This is a genomic window from Flavobacterium sp. FG19, from assembly GCF_057809475.1.
Genome location: NZ_JBMDKA010000004.1, coordinates 215,012 through 234,758 on the forward strand (window position 1 = coordinate 215,012; position 19,747 = coordinate 234,758).

General features: G+C 36.3%; 19 protein-coding genes. 12 read left to right on the forward strand and 7 right to left on the reverse strand.

Features of this window, described 5'->3' with window-relative positions:
- The first annotated feature begins 9 nt into the window (after positions 1–9).
- Entirely contained in the window at positions 10–579 is a 570-nt protein-coding gene (locus ACODST_RS06355) for a cysteine hydrolase family protein (protein ID WP_488931278.1), read from the forward strand.
- Positions 580–613: 34 nt separating this feature from the next.
- On the opposite strand, the gene ACODST_RS06360 is transcribed toward ACODST_RS06355, so the two are convergent.
- The gene (locus ACODST_RS06360; protein ID WP_488931279.1) at positions 614–2,836 is read right to left on the reverse strand and encodes an FUSC family protein; all 2,223 of its coding nucleotides are present in this window, start codon (positions 2,834–2,836) and stop codon (positions 614–616) included.
- Between the two features lie 199 nt (positions 2,837–3,035).
- Between ACODST_RS06360 and def the strand changes: the two genes are divergently transcribed.
- From def to mazG, 3 genes are all read left to right on the forward strand, one after another.
- Entirely contained in the window at positions 3,036–3,626 is a 591-nt protein-coding gene (def, locus tag ACODST_RS06365) for a peptide deformylase (RefSeq protein ID WP_488931280.1), read from the forward strand.
- 58 nt (positions 3,627–3,684) lie between these two features.
- Positions 3,685–4,170: a DUF5606 family protein gene (locus tag ACODST_RS06370; RefSeq protein WP_488931281.1), complete on the forward strand. Its 486-nt coding sequence runs from the start codon at positions 3,685–3,687 to the stop codon at positions 4,168–4,170.
- A gap of 101 nt (positions 4,171–4,271) precedes the next feature.
- Positions 4,272–5,042 (forward strand): nucleoside triphosphate pyrophosphohydrolase, encoded by a 771-nt coding sequence (gene mazG / locus ACODST_RS06375; RefSeq protein ID WP_488931282.1) that lies wholly within the window; start codon positions 4,272–4,274, stop codon positions 5,040–5,042.
- Positions 5,043–5,046: 4 nt separating this feature from the next.
- Here the strand turns inward: mazG and ACODST_RS06380 are convergent, their stop codons facing one another.
- The gene (locus ACODST_RS06380; RefSeq protein ID WP_488931283.1) at positions 5,047–5,727 is read right to left on the reverse strand and encodes a Crp/Fnr family transcriptional regulator; all 681 of its coding nucleotides are present in this window, start codon (positions 5,725–5,727) and stop codon (positions 5,047–5,049) included.
- A 207-nt stretch (positions 5,728–5,934) separates the two neighbouring features.
- Here ACODST_RS06380 and ACODST_RS06385 point away from each other — a divergent pair, with 207 nt between their 5' ends.
- The 8 genes from ACODST_RS06385 (at position 5,935) to ACODST_RS06420 (ending at position 14,794) form a co-directional block, all read left to right on the forward strand.
- Positions 5,935–8,319 carry a heavy metal translocating P-type ATPase gene (locus ACODST_RS06385; protein ID WP_488931284.1) on the forward strand — a complete coding sequence of 795 codons (2,385 nt, stop codon included), beginning with the start codon at positions 5,935–5,937 and terminating at the stop codon, positions 8,317–8,319.
- 118 nt (positions 8,320–8,437) lie between these two features.
- Complete coding sequence (ccoS, locus tag ACODST_RS06390) at positions 8,438–8,629, forward strand: cbb3-type cytochrome oxidase assembly protein CcoS (RefSeq protein WP_488931285.1); 192 nt, start codon at positions 8,438–8,440, stop codon at positions 8,627–8,629.
- 3 nt (positions 8,630–8,632) lie between these two features.
- The gene (ccoN, locus tag ACODST_RS06395; RefSeq protein WP_488931286.1) at positions 8,633–10,819 is read left to right on the forward strand and encodes a cytochrome-c oxidase, cbb3-type subunit I; all 2,187 of its coding nucleotides are present in this window, start codon (positions 8,633–8,635) and stop codon (positions 10,817–10,819) included.
- A gap of 7 nt (positions 10,820–10,826) precedes the next feature.
- On the forward strand, positions 10,827–11,021 hold the full coding sequence (locus tag ACODST_RS06400) for a CcoQ/FixQ family Cbb3-type cytochrome c oxidase assembly chaperone (RefSeq protein WP_488931287.1): 195 nt from the start codon (positions 10,827–10,829) through the stop codon (positions 11,019–11,021).
- Between the two features lies 1 nt (position 11,022).
- On the forward strand, positions 11,023–11,961 hold the full coding sequence (locus tag ACODST_RS06405) for a cbb3-type cytochrome c oxidase N-terminal domain-containing protein (RefSeq protein ID WP_488931288.1): 939 nt from the start codon (positions 11,023–11,025) through the stop codon (positions 11,959–11,961).
- 15 nt (positions 11,962–11,976) lie between these two features.
- Positions 11,977–13,395: a cytochrome c oxidase accessory protein CcoG gene (ccoG, locus tag ACODST_RS06410; protein WP_488931289.1), complete on the forward strand. Its 1,419-nt coding sequence runs from the start codon at positions 11,977–11,979 to the stop codon at positions 13,393–13,395.
- A 13-nt stretch (positions 13,396–13,408) separates the two neighbouring features.
- A complete protein-coding gene (locus tag ACODST_RS06415; RefSeq protein WP_488931290.1) occupies positions 13,409–13,858 on the forward strand; it encodes a FixH family protein in 450 nt (149 codons plus the stop codon).
- A 234-nt stretch (positions 13,859–14,092) separates the two neighbouring features.
- A complete protein-coding gene (locus ACODST_RS06420; protein ID WP_488931291.1) occupies positions 14,093–14,794 on the forward strand; it encodes a sulfite exporter TauE/SafE family protein in 702 nt (233 codons plus the stop codon).
- Here ACODST_RS06420 and hemN read toward each other — a convergent pair.
- The 5 genes from hemN to ACODST_RS06445 form a co-directional block, all read right to left on the reverse strand.
- The gene (gene hemN, locus ACODST_RS06425; RefSeq protein ID WP_488931292.1) at positions 14,791–16,155 is read right to left on the reverse strand and encodes an oxygen-independent coproporphyrinogen III oxidase; all 1,365 of its coding nucleotides are present in this window, start codon (positions 16,153–16,155) and stop codon (positions 14,791–14,793) included. The genes ACODST_RS06420 and hemN overlap by 4 nt on opposite strands.
- 124 nt (positions 16,156–16,279) lie before the next feature.
- Positions 16,280–16,750 (reverse strand): hypothetical protein, encoded by a 471-nt coding sequence (locus ACODST_RS06430; RefSeq protein ID WP_488931293.1) that lies wholly within the window; start codon positions 16,748–16,750, stop codon positions 16,280–16,282.
- Between the two features lie 115 nt (positions 16,751–16,865).
- Positions 16,866–17,213 carry a hypothetical protein gene (locus ACODST_RS06435; protein WP_488931294.1) on the reverse strand — a complete coding sequence of 116 codons (348 nt, stop codon included), beginning with the start codon at positions 17,211–17,213 and terminating at the stop codon, positions 16,866–16,868.
- 115 nt (positions 17,214–17,328) lie between these two features.
- A complete protein-coding gene (locus ACODST_RS06440; protein ID WP_488931295.1) occupies positions 17,329–17,751 on the reverse strand; it encodes a DoxX family protein in 423 nt (140 codons plus the stop codon).
- Positions 17,752–17,872: 121 nt separating this feature from the next.
- The gene (locus tag ACODST_RS06445) at positions 17,873–19,501 is read right to left on the reverse strand and encodes an acyl-CoA carboxylase subunit beta (protein ID WP_488931296.1); all 1,629 of its coding nucleotides are present in this window, start codon (positions 19,499–19,501) and stop codon (positions 17,873–17,875) included.
- Positions 19,502–19,747: the final 246 nt, after the last annotated feature.

The window sequence follows — 19,747 nt, forward strand, 5'->3', positions numbered from 1 at the left end:
AATAAAGATATGACACTTTCAAAAACAATTAATCCGGCATTAATCTTAATTGATATTCAAAAAGGATTTGATGATATTGAATATTGGGGCGGACAAAGGAATAATATAAATGCAGAAGAGAATGTAGCTGCAATTTTAAAATTATGGAGAGATAATAATCTTCCTGTTTTTCATATTCAGCATTGCTCTTCAAATCCAGATTCATTATTAAATGAAAATAACGCAGGAAATGCATTTAAAGATTTGGTAAAACCAACTGTAGATGAAATTGTTATTAAAAAGAATGTAAACAGTGCCTTCATTGGAACAAATTTAAAAGAGCAGCTGGATAATACTGGAATTAAAACAGTAGTAATTGTTGGTTTAACAACAGATCATTGTGTTTCGACAACAACAAGAATGGCCGGGAATTTTGGGTATGATGTTTTCGTTGTTTCGGATGCGACGGCGGCCTTTAATAAAAAAGGAGCCGACGGGAAAGAGTTTTCGGCAGAATTAATTCATGAAACTGCTCTGGCAAGTTTAAATAATGAGTTTGCTGCTGTAGTAATCACAGCTTTTGTAAAGCAGAGTATTTAAATGAAAAATAAAGTAAACAGAAGAATTGAAGGTTTTAATCGTTCTTTACCGCTTTTAATTCTTTTGTTATTTTCAGAATTTTTTCCGCAAGGTTGCTCATCCAGATTAACTGCTCAATTACCATTGAAGCTTCCTGCATTTTCGCCTGACGGGTTTCTTTGTCCAGTTCGTCATCTGTTGCCAGACGTGTAAAATTTCTGCGTTTCAGTTCTTCAAACTGTAAGGTCACATCTTCTTTATCAAAAAAAGTATCGGTTATGATCGTTTCGTTTCTTAAAATAGAAATAGAGTTGTCCAGATTAGATAAAATGGTTTTTATAATATAGTTGAAGGAATCTGAAGCAGATGTAGTCTGATGCGATTGGATGTAAGTTGATAAGGAGGCTAATGCAGACAAAAGCGAATGATTTAGAACCACCAGTTTGTTAACCAAAGGCATTGTTTTCTGCTTTGATTTAGGTTCCTGCATCATACGCTGAAAAGACGTCATTAAATTTCCAATTTCAACAAAAGCATTTTTTCTCGATAATCGGTAAGAAGTAGGTACTTCGCCTTTCTGATTATAAAAATCAGCAATTTCTTTAAGATAACTGCGGTTTGCCCTGATCGCATTTTCAATATGGATAGGGGTGTTTATAAACTCCCAGGCAGGCCATAAAAACTGATTGGCCAGAAAAGCCAGAGTCGCTCCTGCAAGAGAATCTAAAATTCTGAACTGAATTACCTCTACCACATTTGGAGTTAAAATTCCGTAAATAAAAACCACATACATTGTTACAAATGTTGCGCTTATTTTGTAGTTGATCTGCGTGAAGGAAATTCCCAAAAGCATACAGACAATTGAGAAAATACTTAAAGCAACATGATTCTGAATAACAGATACAATTCCAAAAGCCAGAATTCCCCCTAAAATAGTCCCGAAAATTCGGTTGTAAGACCGTTCTTTCGTCAGTCCGTAACCGGGGCGCATGATAACCACTATAGTAAGCAGGATCCAGTAATTATTTTGAAGATGTAAAAACTGTCCCAGAATAAAACCAAGCAAAATAGTAATGGTTAAACGAATAGAGTGTCTGAAAATAGAAGAAGAATAACTTAAATTTTCAATAAGCGTTCGTATTGGATAATATTGTGGTGTTAAGAATTTTTCTAATTCCTTGTCTTTGTCTTTTAGTTTATAAGACTGCATCGCCAGCGATAAGGCTCGCTGAATAGTTTTAATTTTGCCAACCTGGTTCTTGGCATATTTGAGCATATTGGTAAGCATTAAAACGCCTTCTGCCGCTTCCTCTTTTCCTAAAGTTTTCTCGTAATCAAAAATGGCAAATTCCAGGGCATCTAACTCGTTTTTCAAATCGTTTTTATCGACATAAACGGCAATATGATGTACGTTTTTAGAAAGTTTCTTAAGTGTTGAAGCCAGTTTATAAGCTACATTTTGATAGGTACGCAGTACCTCGGGATGTCTGGCAAACTTTTCATGAAGTTTACTGTGGTCAAAAGAAGTATATAAAGCCAGTTCCTGAATTTCGACCAGCGTAATAAAAACCAAAAGCATTTTACGGTTCTGGCTCGTGGCAGCCGATGTATTTTGATTGCCAATAAGCATTTTTCGCAGATCTTCATGAATCAGGTTCAGATCTACCTGTATGGCTAATTGTTTTTCAATTATCTTTTGACGATTGGCCTCCGGACTCCATAAATCACCCCGCAGTTTTAAGTATTTTGCTGTTAGTTTTATCCCTTCTGCAATTTGCAGTTCGATATATTTATAAGGCTGTACAAAATGAAAAACAAGAGAAACAATCAGGTATAAAATTCCTCCTATAAAAATAAAACCGGAATATTCAAAAGCTTCCCAGCCCTCATGCAAATGACCAAATGATAGTGAAATGGATAACAAAGCAGAAAACGAAACCAATGTGGCACGCTGCCCGTAAACCGAAATCATGGAACAAAGGAATAACAGGAAACCTAAAAAAGGGTAAAATAAAAAAGGATAAGGGTAAGCAAGGTTTACCAATAAATTAACACCTGAAACAATAAGTGAAGCTACGATTAATCCTTTTATTTTATGGCTTAACGAACTCGGAATATCGCTGGGATAAGTATAAAATGCTCCAAGGGCAATTGTAAAACCAATTTCGAAATGACCCAGGAAATTCAAAATTAAAACAGGCACAACCGAAGCAATTGTTACTTTTGAAGCGTTTAAAAAAGAAGTACTGTTTGTGAATTTTGAGATGCGGTCAAACATATAATGAGGTTTACAAGCAAAGTTAAGAATTGTACGAAATATTTTGGCATAATTATAGTTGAGTTTTCCGAGGCGCATAAAAATTATGTTATAATATAGCTTTGACACCATTCGTTGACTATTTTTTATTATTTTTGCCAGCTGAATTATGAGAACCATTTTATTTGGTTTTCGTTACAAAAACATTAAATAAAAACAAATGATTTTACCAATTGTAGGATATGGTGATCCTGTTTTAAGAAAAGTAGGTACAGACATTACGCCTGAGTATCCTAACTTAAAAGAAACAATAGCAAACATGTACGAAACCATGTATAATGCTTACGGAGTTGGACTTGCTGCACCGCAGATAGGTCTTCCGGTACGTATATTTGTGATCGATACAACCCCTTTTAGCGATGATGAGGATCTGCCGGCGAATGAGCAAAAGGATTTAAAAGGATTTAAAAAAACTTTTATCAATGCTAAAATCGTTAAGGAAGAAGGGGAAGAATGGAGTTTTAACGAAGGATGTTTGAGCATTCCGGATGTACGTGAAGATGTATACCGAAAACCAACGGTGACCATTGAATATTGTGAAGAAGATTTTGTAATGAAAACAGAAGTTTTTGACGGTTTGATTGCTAGAGTTATCCAGCACGAGTACGATCATATAGAAGGGGTTTTATTTACAGATAAAATTTCTTCTTTGAAAAAGCGTTTGATCCAGAAGAAATTAAAAAATATTACTGAGGGTAAAACATTTCAGGATTACCGAATGAAATTTGCCGCCGCTAAAAAAGGGAGATAATGTTCTGCTGATGAACATCAAAAAATATTAAAAATTCTTAATACTAATTTTAATAAACATGAATTTAGACAAAATTTTAGCCATTTCTGGGAAACCAGGTTTATATGTATTGAAAGTACAGACTCGTACAGGTTTTGTGGCAGAATCATTATTGGATGGAAAAAAAATTACAGTAAACTTAAAAAGTAACGTAAGCTTATTATCTGAAATTTCGATCTATACATACGAAGGGGAAAAACCGTTGACTGAGGTAATGCAGAAAATTGCGGCTAAAGAAAACAAAGGTCAGGCGATATCTCACAAAGAAGATAATGCAACTTTGAGTGCTTATTTTAAAGAAATTCTGCCTGAATACGACGAAGAGAGAGTGTATCCTTCTGATATTAAAAAAGTAGTAAGCTGGTACAACACGCTTCAGGCTAAAGGTTTAGTAACAGATTTAGCTCCTGCAGCTGCTGAAACTCCTGAAGAAGCTCCTGCTGTTGAGGAAAAACCTAAAAAAGCACCTGCTGCTAAAAAAGCAAAAGCTAAAAAAGAAGAATAGCAGTCGGCTGCATTAAAATATATTAATCCTGTTAAGATGATTTTCTTGACAGGATTTTTTATTTTTACAACTTCTTTCAATCTCAAAAAAAACTTCAAAAAATGAGCAGAGAACTTCAGTTAAAAGCCTTCGAAAGATTATTAATTATAATGGATGAACTTCGTGAGCAGTGTCCGTGGGATAAAAAACAAACCCTGCAGACCCTAAGACATCTTACTATTGAAGAAACTTATGAATTAGGTGACGCTATTTTGGACAATGATTTGAATGAAGTTAAAAAAGAACTTGGTGATTTATTACTGCATATCGTTTTTTATGCTAAAATTGGCTCAGAGACCCATGATTTTGACATAGCCGATGTCTGCAATGAAATCTGCGATAAATTAATTCACCGCCATCCTCATATTTACGGTGACATTAAAGTGAAGGATGAAGAAGAAGTGAAACAAAACTGGGAAAAGCTGAAATTAAAAGAAGGCAAAAAATCGGTTTTGGAAGGTGTTCCAAGAAGTCTTCCGGCATTAGTAAAAGCAAGCCGCATTCAGGATAAAGTAAAGGGTGTAGGTTTTGACTGGGAAGAACCGCATCAGGTTTGGGATAAAGTTCAGGAAGAACTAAACGAACTGCAGGCTGAAGTAACGGCAGGTGATCAGGATAAAATAGAAGCTGAATTTGGAGATGTCTTATTCTCCATGATAAATTATGCCCGTTTTTTAAACGTAAATCCTGAAGATGCTTTAGAACGCACCAATAAAAAGTTTATAAAACGTTTCCAGTATCTGGAAAACAAAGCCAGCGAATTAGGAAAGCCGTTAATGGATATGACCCTGGCCGAAATGGATGTTTTCTGGAATGAAGCTAAAAAACAGTAAAAAATTAATCAGCCAGTTTTTTTAAGGCTTTTACGTTTTTTAATATAATTTTTTTACCTGCTAATTCAATTAGTTCCAGTTTGTTAAAGTCAGATAACAAACGAATGCAGCTTTCGGTTGCGGTTCCGATTATTCCGGCAAGTTCTTCCCGGGTAAGCTGTACTTTTAGTGTTTTGTCCGGGTTTTCGCCAAAATCATCGTGCAGCTGAAGTAATGTTTCTGCTAAACGCTGCTTTACCGTTTTTTGTACTAAAGCAATTTTATCATTTTCTGATTCCTTTAAATCTTCGCAGACAGACTGCATTAAATTTAAAGAAAACTGATTGTTGTTATTAAAAAAATGAATGATTTCTGTTTTGGGAATAAAACAGACTTCCATATCTGCAATGGCTTTTGCGGTTAAATTAGCAGGTTCGTTACTAATCATAGAACGTTGTCCCAGCAGCTCACCGGATTTGACAAGTTTTACGATCTGATCTTTTCCGTTGGCACTTAATTTAGAAAGTTTTCCTACACCGTCCTTTACACAAAAAACGCCGTTAGTGACTTCGCCCTCCTCAAAAATAGCTTCCCCTTTTTTAATGGTATAGGTTGTTTTGCTATTAGCGAGTTTTACAACTTCCTCTTTATTAAGGGCTTTTAATGATGAAAGTTGTCTAACGATGCATTGATCACATTTATTCATGGCAGATAAAGTTTGGTGCAAAATTAACGAATATTGCGGTTCAAAGTTACTTTCGGGTATTAAAAATCTGCAAAAATTAGAATTATGCAATTTAAAGGCTTTATTTCCATACCTTAGAATTGCATTTTGATTTCGGTTTTATATGATAATTATCATATTTATAATCAGCACTTATTTTGAATATTTGTTCCACTAAAAAAACAAATTATGAGTGAGCAGACTTGTTTTCATTGCGGACTTGAAATCCCTAAAGATGAAGAAATCAATTTTGATGAAAAAACGTTTTGCTGTACAGGCTGTAAAACCGTTTATGAAATCTTTAGTCTGAATGATTTAACCTGTTATTATGATTTTGAAAAATCGCCCGGAGCCACTCCATCCGATATCAAAGGCAAATACGACTTTTTGGATAACGATTCTATAAAAGCTAAAATTCTTGAATTTCAGGAAGGAAATACATCGATAGTTTCCCTAAATATCCCTCATATTCACTGCAGTTCCTGTATATGGATTCTGGAAAACCTTAACCGTTTACAGCACGGAATAAGCTCTTCGCAGGTTAATTTTCCTGAAAAAAGAGTTCGTATTACCTTTAATTCCGAAACCGTTTCATTAAAAGAAATTGCTGATTTATTAAGTTCGATAGGATATGAACCTTATATTAGTTTAGAAAATTACGAAACAGGAAAGACAAAAGTAGACCGAAGTCTGACCTACAAACTCGGGGTCGCTTTTTTCTGTTTTGGAAACATTATGCTGCTTTCTTTTCCGGAATATTTCGAAATGAAAGAATTCTGGTTAGACAGTTATAAACCATTCTTCAGGTTACTGATTTTTCTGCTGGCCCTGCCAAGTTTCTTTTATTCAGCAAGCGGTTATTATGTTTCGGCTTATAAAAGTATCAAAAGCGGTATGCTCAACATTGATATTCCCATAGCGCTCGGAATTATTGTAATGTTTATCCGCAGCAGCTATGACATGCTTATGGATCATGGCCCCGGTTTTTTTGATAGTCTCGCAAGTTTGGTTTTCTTTATGCTGCTGGGAAAAATGTTTCAGATCAAGACCTATAGTTTTTTAAGTTTTGAAAGAGATTTTAAATCCTATTTTCCCATTGCTGTTACCCGAATTAATTCTGATTTGTCTGAAGAAAGTGTACCTATTTACGACGTATTAAAAGGGGATCGTTTACTGATTAGAAACCAGGAGCTGATTCCGGTAGACGGTATCCTGATTAGCGAAAAAACAGAGATTGATTACAGCTTTGTTACCGGAGAAGCAGTTCCCATTACAAAAAAATCAGGCGATAAAGTATTTGCCGGAGGAAAACAGATCGGGAAAGTGATTGAAATGGAAGTTTTACATTCGGTTTCCCAAAGTTATCTGACACAGTTATGGAGTAATGAAGTATTTCAGAAAAAAGTGCTGCAAAAACATAAAACCATTACCGATGCCATAAGCCGCTATTTTACGCCTATTTTATTACTGATCGCTTTTGCCGGTTTTGGTTACTGGATTTTCTTTGATGCTAATACCGCTTTTAATGTTTTTACTGCCGTTTTAATTGTAGCCTGTCCTTGTGCACTGGCCTTAACGGCACCGTTTACTTTTGGTAATATCCTGAGAATAATGGGAAAACAAAAAATGTATCTCAAAAACGCCCTTGTGATTGAACAGCTGGCCAAAGTAGATACCATTGTTTTTGATAAAACCGGAACCATTACGACCAATAAAAAGTCAAATATTGTATATGAAGGAACGAAAGTTTCTGATGAAAATTTCCTGCTGATTAAAAATGTCCTTAGAGGTTCCAATCATCCTTTAAGCCGAATGCTCTATGATTTTTTACCAGAGTATAAACGAATTAAAATAGATGATTTTGAGGAGATCACCGGAAAAGGAATTTTAGCTTCTGTTGAAGGAAAAGAAATAAAAATTGGATCTTCATCATTTGTTGAAAGCCCTGTTCCTGAAGTATCAGAGATAGAACGAACAGCGCTGCATATCAAAATTGATACGGTGTATCTGGGGAAATTTATATTTCAGAACCAGTATCGTGAAGGTTTGGAAAAATTATTTGCTTCTTTGAGTAAAGAATATAATATTAAAGTTCTTTCCGGGGATAATGACGGCGAACGGCAAAACCTTGAAGCTATTCTGCCAGAAGGGACTGAACTGGTATTTAATCAGAAACCGGAACAAAAACTGGAATTTATTAAAAAACTGCAGGAATCCGGCCATAATGTAATGATGGTTGGAGACGGTTTAAATGATGCCGGAGCTTTGGCGCAGAGTAATGTGGGCGTTTCCGTTTCCGAAAATGTAAATGTGTTTTCACCAGCCTGTGATGCTATTCTGGATGCAGGAGTGTTTTCACGATTAAAGTACTTCTTAAAGCTTTCTCATAAATCGATTTTGATCATCAAAATGAGCTTCGGTTTATCACTGCTGTATAACGTTATCGGCCTCACATTTGCAGTCACCGGAAACCTTCTTCCGCTGGTAGCTGCGATCATCATGCCATTGAGTACAATTACCATTGTAAGTTTTGTTACTTTTATGTCTAACTATTTCAGTAACAGAAAATTATAATTTTTAAAAGTAATTTGTAAAGATATTTTTGTTATTTTTAACATTCTTCTTTGACTATGATAATTATCATATTTTAAACGCCGATGACCTTGTAATTTTGTTAACATAAATTTACGGTATGAGTGTTATTTATCTATTAATTTCAGTAAGTATTTTCGTGGCAGTCTGTTTCTTTATTGCCTTTATTGTTGCGGTCAAAACAGGACAATATGATGACGATTATACGCCCTCAGTCAGAATTCTCTTTGATGACGAGACCAAAATTACTTCCCAAAATAATAATTCACCAACAGAAGAAAAACAAGTATAAATTATGGAAATGGAACAGTTTTATTACGACAACAAAATTGTAAAAAAATTCATTTACGCCACCATCCTCTTTGGGGTTGTGGGTATGTTAGTGGGACTGACCTTAGCGGTTATGTACCTTTTTCCCAATATAACAGACGGGATTTCGTGGCTTAGTTACGGGCGTTTAAGGCCTTTGCACACTAATGCCGTTATTTTTGCCTTTGTTGGGAATGCCTTTTTTGCAGGAATGTATTATTCAATGCAGCGCTTATTAAAAGCAAGAATGTTCAGTGACTTTTTAAGTAACCTGCATTTTTGGGGCTGGCAGCTCATCATTGTCGCTGCAGCCATTACGTTACCATTAGGTTATACTTCTTCAAAAGAATACGCGGAACTTGAATGGCCTATTGATATTGCCATCGCCCTGATCTGGGTCGTAATGGGAATTAACATGATAGGAACCATGCTGCGCAGAAGAGAACGCCATCTTTATGTAGCCATCTGGTTTTACCTGGCTACTTTTGTAACGGTTGCGGTACTTCATATTTTTAATAATATTGAGATTCCGGTTTCAGGTCTTAAGAGTTACTCTGTTTATGCCGGTGTTCAGGATGCTTTGGTACAATGGTGGTACGGACACAACGCGGTAGCATTCTTTCTTACTACTCCGTTTTTAGGATTAATGTATTATTTCGTTCCTAAAATTGCCAACAGACCTGTATATTCTTATAGATTATCAATCATTCACTTTTGGTCTTTAATTTTTATCTATATCTGGGCCGGGCCGCACCACTTATTATATTCTGCTTTGCCAAACTGGGCACAGAATTTAGGAGTAGCTTTCTCAGTAATGTTAATCGCTCCATCATGGGGAGGTATGATTAACGGTCTTTTAACGCTAAGAGGTGCCTGGGATAAAGTTCGTGAAGAACCCGTTTTGAAATTCTTTGTAGTAGCGATTACAGGTTACGGAATGGCCACTTTTGAAGGACCAATGTTATCTCTTAAAAATGTAAATGCTATTGCGCACTATACAGACTGGATCGTAGCCCACGTACACGTTGGAGCTTTAGCCTGGAATGGTTTTATGTCTTTTGCGATTATTTATTGGTTGATTCCACGAATGACTAAGAGTGAATTGTTCTCTAAGAAACTGGCAAACTTCCATTTCTGGATTGGAACTTTAGGGATTATTGTTTATACAATTCCGTTGTATGTGGCTGGTTTTCAACAAGCTTCTATGTGGAAGCAGTTTAATCCGGACGGAACGTTAACTTACGGGAACTTCCTTGAAACCGTAACGGCTATTATGCCAATGTACTGGATGAGAGCTATCGGAGGTACTTTGTACTTAGTAGGTATGCTGACATTGGTTTATAACATTATTATGACAGTTAGACAAGGTGCTCCGGTAGAAGACGAATTAGCTCAGGCTCCTGCATTGCAAAGAATCAGCAGCGGAAGAGTAAGAGGAGAAAAATTCCACTCCTGGTTAGAAAGAAAACCAATCCAGTTGACCATTTTGGCTACAATTGCGATTTTAATAGGAGGTATTATCCAGATTGTACCTACTATAATGGTTAAATCCAATATACCAACCATCACCAGTGTAAAACCATATACACCTTTAGAGCTCGAAGGACGTGATTTATATATCAGAGAAGGCTGTGTAGGCTGCCACTCACAATCAGTTCGTCCGTTTAGAAGTGAAGTAGAACGTTACGGAGTACAGTCAAAAGCAGGAGAGTTTGTTTACGATCATCCATTCTTATGGGGATCAAAACGTACAGGACCGGATTTATTAAGAGTAGGTGGTAAGTACAATGATAACTGGCACTTTAACCATATGTGGAATCCGCAAAGCACCTCTGCCGGCTCAATAATGCCAGGTTATAAATGGCTGTTCGATAATAAAGCTTTAGATATTTCCCTGATAGAGAAAAAAATGAAAGCCATGCGCACATTAGGTGTTCCCTATGAAGATGCTGATATTGCAAATGCTCAGAAAACATTAAGAGATCAGGCGCTTAAAATCGAAAAAAGCCTTGAAAGTGATCCTGACTTTGTAAAAAGTTATGAAGACAGCCGTAAAAAAGCCGCTGTAAAAGGAGAGAAATTCGTTCCAATGAACGAAAGGGAAATCGTGGCTTTGATTGCTTACATTCAAAGACTGGGTACTGATATTAAAGTAAAAGAAACTTCTAAATAACAGCATTATGTTTGAGCAGATAAAACACAATATGGAAACAATATCGGGTGTAGAATTATACCCGATTATTTCCCTCCTGATTTTCTTCTTTTTCTTTGTAGGATTAGGCTTTTGGGTATTCTCCTATAGAAAAGATAAAATTCAGGAAATGAGTAGTATTCCTTTAGATGAAGGGCTTGTTGTAATTACAAAAGATAGATAAAATGAAAAAGTTTTTCCCAGTATATGTTAGAGTGCCATTGATTTTCTTCATCGTCTTTGGTTTGATGGAATATTTTGTTGACTCAGGAGATAGACCTGCGTTTGTAAAATATCCAATGATATCAGTCTTTTTGTTTGTTTTTCTTTTCATTTTAATTGCAATTGAAATAACACTTAGTGCTGTAAACAGAGTGATGTATCAGTTAATGTCACCGGAAGAAAAAGCAAAACAGGAATATGAAGAAAGTCTAAGCTTAAAAGAAAGCACCTGGTTTAAAAACCTGATGCAAAAGCTGACTAAAACATCACCAATAGAAAAAGAAGGTGAACTTTTGATGGATCATGATTATGACGGAATCAAAGAGCTGGATAACAATTTACCGCCTTGGTGGGTGTATCTGTTCTATATCTGTATCATTTTTGGTGTAATCTATGTGATTCGTTACGATGTTTTAGGGGCGGATAACCAGGAAATGGAGCTTAAAAAAGAAATGGCTCAGGCTAAAATTGATGTTGAAGAATATCTAAAAACAGCTCCTGATTTAATGGATGAAAAAACAGTGGTTTTATTAACGGATGAACCAAGTCTCGCAGCAGGAAAAGAAATCTTCACCACAAACTGTGCGGCTTGTCACAGAGCTGATGCCGGAGGACAGATTGGGCCTAACCTAACCGATGACCGCTGGATTTTAGGAGGAGGAATTAAAAACCTCTTCCATACGATTACCAACGGAGGCCGGGACGGAAAAGGGATGATTTCCTGGAAAGGAACTTTAAAACCGAAAGAAATCCAAAAAGTCGCAAGTTATATTCTCTCATTACAGGGAAGTAATCCAAAAGATCCAAAAGAACCTGAAGGGGATGTGTGGGTTGATGAAAGTGCTCCCAAAACAGATGCCGCTGCAGCAAAACCAGCAGATAGTACCGCAGTTAAAAAATAATTAGAATACAATACCATGTCAAATTTACCAGACGAAGCTTTTAGAGATACCATTGGAACTATAGATGAGGGTGGTAAACGGAAATTTATTTTTCCTAAAAAACCGTCTGGTAAATTTTATGATTACCGTAAAATAGTCAGTTATGTACTGCTGGCTATTTTATTTATAAATCCCTTTATTAAAGTAAACGGCAATCAGTTTATGATGTTCAATATACTCGAACGTCGTTTTAATATTTTTGGATTCCCTTTCTGGCCTCAGGATTTTTATCTTTTTGTAATTTCAATGCTGGTAGGGGTTGTGTTTATAATACTCTTTACAGTAGTTTTTGGAAGGATTTTTTGTGGATGGATTTGTCCTCAGACTATCTTTCTTGAAATGGTTTTTCGACGTATTGAATATTGGATTGATGGTGACCGGGGCGCACAGCAGCGTCTGGCAAGACAGGAATGGAATACTGAAAAAATCAGGAAAAGGATAACCAAATGGATAATTTTCTTTTTGATCTCTTTTCTTATTGCCAATGTGTTTCTGGCTTATTTAGTAGGAAGCGATGCTTTACTGCTAATGGTGGAACAGGGGCCTATTGAGCAGGCTAGTAATTTTATTGCCCTGCTGATTTTTACGGGAGTCTTTTATTTTGTTTTTGTCTGGTTTCGTGAACAGGTTTGTATTATTGCCTGTCCGTACGGAAGACTTCAGGGCGTTCTTTTAGATAATAAATCTATAAACGTAGCTTACGATTTTGTACGAGGTGAAAAAGAAACCGGGCGTGCCAAAATTAATAAAAAAGAAGACAGGGCCTTAACCGGAAAAGGAGATTGTATCGACTGCCTGCAATGTGTCCACGTCTGCCCAATGGGAATCGATATCAGAAACGGAACGCAGCTGGAGTGCACCAATTGTACCGCCTGTATAGATGAATGTGATCATATTATGGAAAGTGTTGGTCTGCCCAAAGGCCTTATTCGATATGCTTCTGAAGATGAAATTGCAAAAAAAGAACCATTCAGGTTTACAGCCAGAATGAAAGGTTACACAGCAGTTCTTTGTATCTTATTAAGTATTTTTGTGGGGATGCTGTTTTTAAGAGCCGATGTGCAGGCTGTTATCCTGCGTCTGCCTGGTCAGCTTTTCCAGCACAAAGGAGATAAAATCAGTAATGTATATACCTATAAGATCGTTAATAAAACGATGAAAGATTACAATGATATTCATTTTGAGCTGATCGATCAGAAAGGTGAGATCAAAAATGTTGGGAAAACACATTTCAAAGTTCCAAGAGAAGGTATTTCACAGGGAACTTTGTTCATCGAAATAAATGAAGTACTGTTAGAAAGCGATAAAACCAATATAAAAATTGGAGTCTATAACGGAAAAGAACTCCTTCAGACTACCAAAACCAATTTCTTAGGACCACGAAGTTTTAATTAAAAACAGCATTATTATGAAAATTAACTGGGGAACCGCCATTGTCATAGCATTTGGATTGTTTATGACCTTTATTTTATACTTTGTTTTTGAAGTACAGTCAAATAGTAAATATGATAACGATCTGGTTGTAGAAGAATATTACAAACATGATTCCCACTTTCAGGAAGAAATGGCACGTATTCAGAATGCGCATGATCTGCAGCACAAACCTGTTATTAAGTTTGAAGAAGAAGGCGTAAAAGTGACTTTTCCTGCCAATTTTGACAATGATAAAGTAAAAGGAAATATTTTACTGTACAGACCTTCTAACAAAAAGTTTGACTTTAATACCCAAATTGCTTTAAATAATTCTTCTATAGTTATTCCGCACAAAAAGTTGATCAAAGGCCGCTGGGACGTAAATATGGAATGGCAGTACGACGGCAAAAAATATTTAACTAAAGAGGTCATTTACGTAAACTGATTCCGATTCTGAGCTCAGGATTAGATACATAGTCCCTGCGGACAAAAGACGGTCACTTTTTCTCTGTCTTATATAAAATTCTATGAGATCTGTCCAGGTAAAGAACAAAAGAAATGAAGACAGTATATTTACTTCTTTAGAAGCAAAAGGCGGGTAGCAAAAAATGACATCGACAAAAAAATGTCCTGAAAAGACTTCACGTCAATATACATAAATCAAATCAAAACAGCTAAAATGTTATTTTCTGCATTTATATTAGGTCTTATAAGCAGTCTGCATTGTGTAGGAATGTGCGGCCCTATTGCCATGATGCTTCCTGTGGATCATCAGAATGAAACCAGGAAAGTAACTCAGATTTTAACATATCACCTGGGCCGATTAACGGCGTATTCTACAATAGGGTTAATCTTCGGACTGCTCGGAAGAGGATTTTTTCTGGCCGGAATGCAGCAAAGAATGTCTGTTTTTATAGGTATTGCTATGATCCTGATTGTTTTAATTCCGGAAAAAGTATTTGCCAGATATAATTTCTCAAAACCGGTTTACAGGATAATTTCAAAAATAAAATCAAGTTTAGGAAGTCAGTTTAAAAAGAAAAGCTACAAATCGCTCTTTACAATTGGTTTGTTAAACGGATTTTTGCCCTGCGGAATGGTATATGTGGCCTTGTTTGGGGCTATTGCCATGCAGAGCGCCGGCTACGGAGTTTTGTATATGTTGCTGTACGGATTAGGAACTATTCCGTTAATGACGGTAGTAGTGTATATCAATTCACTTCTAAAACTTCCGTTTCGAAATAAAATTCAGAAAGCAATTCCGTATGTGGCCGTAATTATTGGTGTTTTGTTTATTTTAAGAGGTTTGGGATTAGGAATTCCCTATTTATCTCCCTCTACTATGAGTTTGTTTGTTCAGGGAACTCCTAACTGCCATTAAACTGTCATCGAAAACAGGTTTGTTTCCGGTGACTTTCTTTTTAGATGTAAATCAAAAGCCATACAAATATTACGTACAAAAGGCCTTCCGGCTTCAGTGATTTTGATGGTATTGTTTTCAATTACAATCAACTCGTCATTTTCTATTTCTTTTAAAGACATTAAAACTTCCGGTAATTCTTCAAAATATAAAGAATCATGACTCCAGGAAGTTTCAAGTTCACAGGTTAAGTTTAAGATATGTTTTCTGATGATAAGATCTTCATTATTCAAAATATGACCTTTTACAACCGGAAGCTGGTCCCATTCCAGTAATTGGTAATAGTCTTCCAGATTTTTGGTGTTTTGGGCAAAAGCATACCAGCTGTCACTGATCGAGGAAACACCCAGACCAATCATAAGCTGTGTTTTTGAAGCGCTGTAGCCCATGAAATTTCGATGCAGGGATTTGTTTTGTGCCGAATGAAATAAACTGTCGGAAGGAAGGGCAAAATGATCCATTCCTATTTCATGGTAACCGTTGGCAGAAAGCAGCTGCTTTCCAGTTTCGTACAGTTTTCTTTTTTCAGCATCTTTAGGAAGATTCTCTTCGTTAAAGCCGCGCTGTCCGTTTCCTTTAATCCACGGCACATGGGCATAGCTGTAAAATGCCAGCCTGTCGGGTTTTACTGAATTTGTTTTTTCGACCGTATCAATTACATCTTCCAGAGTCTGAAATGGCAGACCAAAAATAATATCATGTCCAATAGATTTATAACCAATTTCTTTGGCCCAGAAAGTTACCTTAGCCACATTGTGAAAAGGCTGAATACGATTAATAGCTTTCTGGACTTTTTCGGAGTAATCCTGAACACCAAAACTTACCCGGCGAAAACCCAAATCATATAATTTTTTGAGCTGCTCATAAGTGGTGTTGTTTGGATGGCCTTCAAAGCTAAACTCATGATTTTCGGCTTTATTGGCAAAGCTGAAAATACCATTGATAAGATTCTCTAAATTGCCTGAAGAGAAAAAGGTCGGGGTACCGCCTCCTAAATGGATTTCTTTGATAAGAGGTTTTTCAGGAAGCAAACAGCAGTATAAACGCCATTCTTTTAAAAGGGCATTTATGTATTTTTCTTCAACGGAATGATTTTTTGTAATACGCTTGTTGCAGCCGCAAAAAGTACACATACTTTCGCAAAAAGGTAAATGGATATATAAACTTATTCCGTTTTGCGAGTTGCTTTCTGAAAATGCTTTTTGAAAAGAGGATTTCCATTCATCGATTGTAAATTCGGCTTCATTCCAATAAGGTACGGTAGGATAGCTGGTGTATCTTGGTCCCGGTACATTGTACTTTTGGGTTAGTGAAATTTTCATAAAGACGGATTTAGTTTTCATCAAAATTACAAGTTCGGCCCCGGCTATAAAATGACAAATATCATGTAGGAATAAAAAAAGAGACTCATAAAGAGCCTCTTTTTGCTGAATTAAATAACTAACACTAAATAGAATCCTGTATGATTTTAAGCCATTTTTTCGCAAACATATGATCCTGATAGACACTGATTTGTTTGATACGGTCATCGTCAAAATCATAGAATGGAATTGTGATTTTTTTAGAAGTTTCTTTGTCCTGGAATTCAAAATCAATCTTCACGATCGTATCTGAACTGCCTTCTGTGGTTAAAACCAGTTTACAGGACGATACGCTTTTCAGATCAACATAAGTAGATTCCTGCTGATTGGGATTAAAATTCATCAGAATGAATTTTCTGTTTTTATGGTCAATCGTCAGGGTTTTATTGCTTTGAGATTCGGTTAAATCAAACTCATGCGGGTTATTCGGATTGAATTTCTTTTTGATGTTTAAAATTCTTGATTTACTGGCAGCGCTCGATCGTGCTGAAAAATAGATTGGAATGGCTACGATGATGGCAATCACGAGACCTATTATGGTTACACTTGTTTCCATTTTTTATACTTTAAAAGTTTTGGTAAATACTATAAAACACTAAACCGTTTTCAGGCCGAAAACCGTTTAAATTCCTGAATAGAGAATACTCTTTCAGATAGAATTATTGTTTTAATTACCAGAAAAAATGGAAGGCGTAGAGCAGTAAAGAGATTTTTTTGCTCTGGGTAGAAAAGGTATTGGTGAAATTAAAAAAAGACGCAGAGGTTTCATGCTGAGGTAAAACCGTAAACAGAGCATCAAACCATCTGGCAATTCCGGAAGCATTTGTCTTAATATTGGCTGCCAGCTGATAACTGCCCTGAGGCTGAATAAATGCCGAAGAGTCTGTAGTATCTTTACAGAAATTGGTATCCGTTTTTTGGCTTTCAGTTTGCTGTACAGGAAATTGGCCTGCCTGAGCGGCAAAGAAACCTATGATCAAAAGTGATGCAAAAATGACTGTTTTACGAATCCAATTCATGGGGGCGAATTTAGTTCATAAAACACAATAAACGAAATTTTAAAGTGCTAATTACTTCTTAAAATTACTTTTATTTTTATCCTCAGCTTTGGATCAGCTGAGGACAAAACTAATCTTATTGCTGCATTTTGAAATAGTAATCGGCAGAGTGTTTTCCTCCTCCGTAAAACAGGAAGAATATACATAGTAAAAGCACTACGCAGGCTAAAATTAAGCTTTCGGAATGCATGCGTCCCAATATATTTACCAGGACGGCGCCAAATAGTATGGGTAATTGAGCTGCGATCGCCCAGCGGGTCAGCAGCCCGAATACAATCATTATACCTCCAATCATATGCGCGGGAGCAATGTAATGCAAAAGGAACATTCCGCCGCCAAAACGATCAATAGGAGAAATTAAATCATGTAAATACTGGACATTGGTTACAAATGAAATTCCTTTCATAAATAAAAAAACACCCAATATAATACGTACTAAATCTACTGGTAAATAAGTATGCGCATTGGCCCACTTATTTAAGCTTTTGACATTTTCCATGATACTACGTGATTAAAAATTACGTATAAAGTTACTGATTTTTAATGGAATATTTAATTTAAGTATCTTGAAATGAGGTTTTTGCTATTTGTTTAGCCAGTTTTGTGAATTTCTAAAAAGTTTATACCTGAATTACCCCTAAATTAAACGGTTTTTGAACAGGGGCGTGGTTGGCAGCTTCGATTCCCATGGAAATCCAGGTTCTGGTATCTAGGGGATCAATAATAGCATCTGTCCATAATCTCGAAGCAGCATAATAAGGAGAAGTCTGCTCGTCGTAACGGGCTTTTATTTTATTAAAAAGTTCTGTTTCTTTTGCTTCATCTACCATTTCGCCTTTTGCTTTAAGTGAAGAAGCTTCTATTTGTGCCAGAACTTTTGCAGCCTGAGTTCCGCCCATAACAGCAAGTTCCGCACTCGGCCAGGCAAAAATTAATCTTGGGTCATAGGCTTTTCCGCACATAGCGTAGTTTCCTGCACCATAAGAGTTTCCTACGATTACTGTAAATTTAGGCACAACCGAATTACTTACGGCGTTTACCATTTTGGCACCATCTTTAATAATGCCGCCATGTTCTGATTTTGAACCGACCATAAATCCGGTAACGTCCTGTAAAAATACTAAAGGAATTTTTTTCTGATTACAATTGGCAATAAATCGGGTTGCTTTATCAGCACTGTCCGAATAAATTACACCGCCAAACTGCATTTCGCCTTTTTTGGTTTTTACTACTTTTCTTTGATTGGCTACAATTCCAACCGCCCAGCCGTCAATTCGGGCATAACCTGTTATCAGCGATTGTCCGTATCCCTCTTTGTAAGCTTCAAATTCTGAATTATCAACCAGACGTTTTATGATTTCCATCATATCATATTGTTCGGTTCTTGCTTTTGGAAGAATTCCGTAAATATCGTTGGGTTCTAAAGCTGGTTTTTCTGCTTTGATTCGGCTGTAGCCGGCTTTATCAAAATCACCAATTTTGTCTACTATATTTTTGATTTTATCCAAAGCATCTTTATCATCTTTTGCTTTATAATCGGTTACGCCTGATATTTCACAGTGTGTCGTAGCGCCTCCTAAAGTTTCATTGTCGATTGTTTCACCAATTGCTGCTTTTACCAGATAACTTCCGGCCAGAAAAATACTTCCTGTTTTGTCTACAATCAAGGCTTCGTCACTCATAATTGGCAGATAGGCACCTCCGGCAACGCAGCTTCCCATAACGGCTGCAATCTGAGTAATTCCCATACTGCTCATTTGGGCATTGTTTCTAAAGATTCGTCCGAAATGTTCTTTATCCGGAAAAATTTCATCCTGCATTGGCAGATAAACGCCGGCACTGTCTACTAAATAAATAATAGGAAGTCTGTTTTCGATTGCAATTTCCTGTGCACGCAGGTTTTTCTTTCCCGTAATCGGGAACCAGGCGCCTGCTTTTACAGTAGCATCATTAGCCACAACGATGCATTGTTTACCTTTAATATATCCAATTTTAACCACAACACCTCCGGACGGACAGCCTCCGTGTTCCGGATACATTCCTTCACCTGCAAAACCTCCGATTTCAATACTTTTAGAATTTTCGTCCAATAAATAAGCGATTCTTTCACGAGCTGTCATTTTGCCTTCGGCATGCAGTTTTTCAATACGTTTTTCGCCTCCGCCTAATTTTACTTTGGCGAACTTTTGTTTTAATTCAGAAAGGAGCAGTTTATTGTGATCTTCGTTTTTATTGAAGTTTAAATCCATGATATAGTATTGATTTTACAAAATAGTGTTGGCTAATTTACAAAATCAATTGAAATAAAGCGATTGCTTTATGAATTAAGAGAAGTTTATATTATTCTGTTTTATTTAAACACATAGAAACGTACAATGTAATAATTAAAAAAAAGGAATTAGAAAGAAACTGGTTTCTAACATATAGCTTTGTGTAAACGGTTATACAGCTTTGACAAGATTTAGCACACAGAGAGCTATGTGGATTACTATAAG

Coding starts and splice junctions, on each gene's coding strand:
- ACODST_RS06430 (WP_488931293.1), bottom strand. CDS start 16,750: ATGGAAACAAGTGTAACCATAATAGGTCTCGTGATTGCCATCATCGTA.
- ACODST_RS06420 (WP_488931291.1), top strand. CDS start 14,093: ATGTTATTTTCTGCATTTATATTAGGTCTTATAAGCAGTCTGCATTGT.
- hemN (WP_488931292.1), bottom strand. CDS start 16,155: ATGAAAATTTCACTAACCCAAAAGTACAATGTACCGGGACCAAGATAC.
- ACODST_RS06440 (WP_488931295.1), bottom strand. CDS start 17,751: ATGGAAAATGTCAAAAGCTTAAATAAGTGGGCCAATGCGCATACTTAT.
- mazG (WP_488931282.1), top strand. CDS start 4,272: ATGAGCAGAGAACTTCAGTTAAAAGCCTTCGAAAGATTATTAATTATA.
- ACODST_RS06385 (WP_488931284.1), top strand. CDS start 5,935: ATGAGTGAGCAGACTTGTTTTCATTGCGGACTTGAAATCCCTAAAGAT.
- ACODST_RS06415 (WP_488931290.1), top strand. CDS start 13,409: ATGAAAATTAACTGGGGAACCGCCATTGTCATAGCATTTGGATTGTTT.
- ccoG (WP_488931289.1), top strand. CDS start 11,977: ATGTCAAATTTACCAGACGAAGCTTTTAGAGATACCATTGGAACTATA.
- ACODST_RS06360 (WP_488931279.1), bottom strand. CDS start 2,836: ATGTTTGACCGCATCTCAAAATTCACAAACAGTACTTCTTTTTTAAAC.
- ACODST_RS06400 (WP_488931287.1), top strand. CDS start 10,827: ATGTTTGAGCAGATAAAACACAATATGGAAACAATATCGGGTGTAGAA.
- ACODST_RS06435 (WP_488931294.1), bottom strand. CDS start 17,213: ATGAATTGGATTCGTAAAACAGTCATTTTTGCATCACTTTTGATCATA.
- ccoN (WP_488931286.1), top strand. CDS start 8,633: ATGGAAATGGAACAGTTTTATTACGACAACAAAATTGTAAAAAAATTC.
- ACODST_RS06370 (WP_488931281.1), top strand. CDS start 3,685: ATGAATTTAGACAAAATTTTAGCCATTTCTGGGAAACCAGGTTTATAT.
- ACODST_RS06380 (WP_488931283.1), bottom strand. CDS start 5,727: ATGAATAAATGTGATCAATGCATCGTTAGACAACTTTCATCATTAAAA.
- ccoS (WP_488931285.1), top strand. CDS start 8,438: ATGAGTGTTATTTATCTATTAATTTCAGTAAGTATTTTCGTGGCAGTC.
- def (WP_488931280.1), top strand. CDS start 3,036: ATGATTTTACCAATTGTAGGATATGGTGATCCTGTTTTAAGAAAAGTA.
- ACODST_RS06405 (WP_488931288.1), top strand. CDS start 11,023: ATGAAAAAGTTTTTCCCAGTATATGTTAGAGTGCCATTGATTTTCTTC.
- ACODST_RS06445 (WP_488931296.1), bottom strand. CDS start 19,501: ATGGATTTAAACTTCAATAAAAACGAAGATCACAATAAACTGCTCCTT.
- ACODST_RS06355 (WP_488931278.1), top strand. CDS start 10: ATGACACTTTCAAAAACAATTAATCCGGCATTAATCTTAATTGATATT.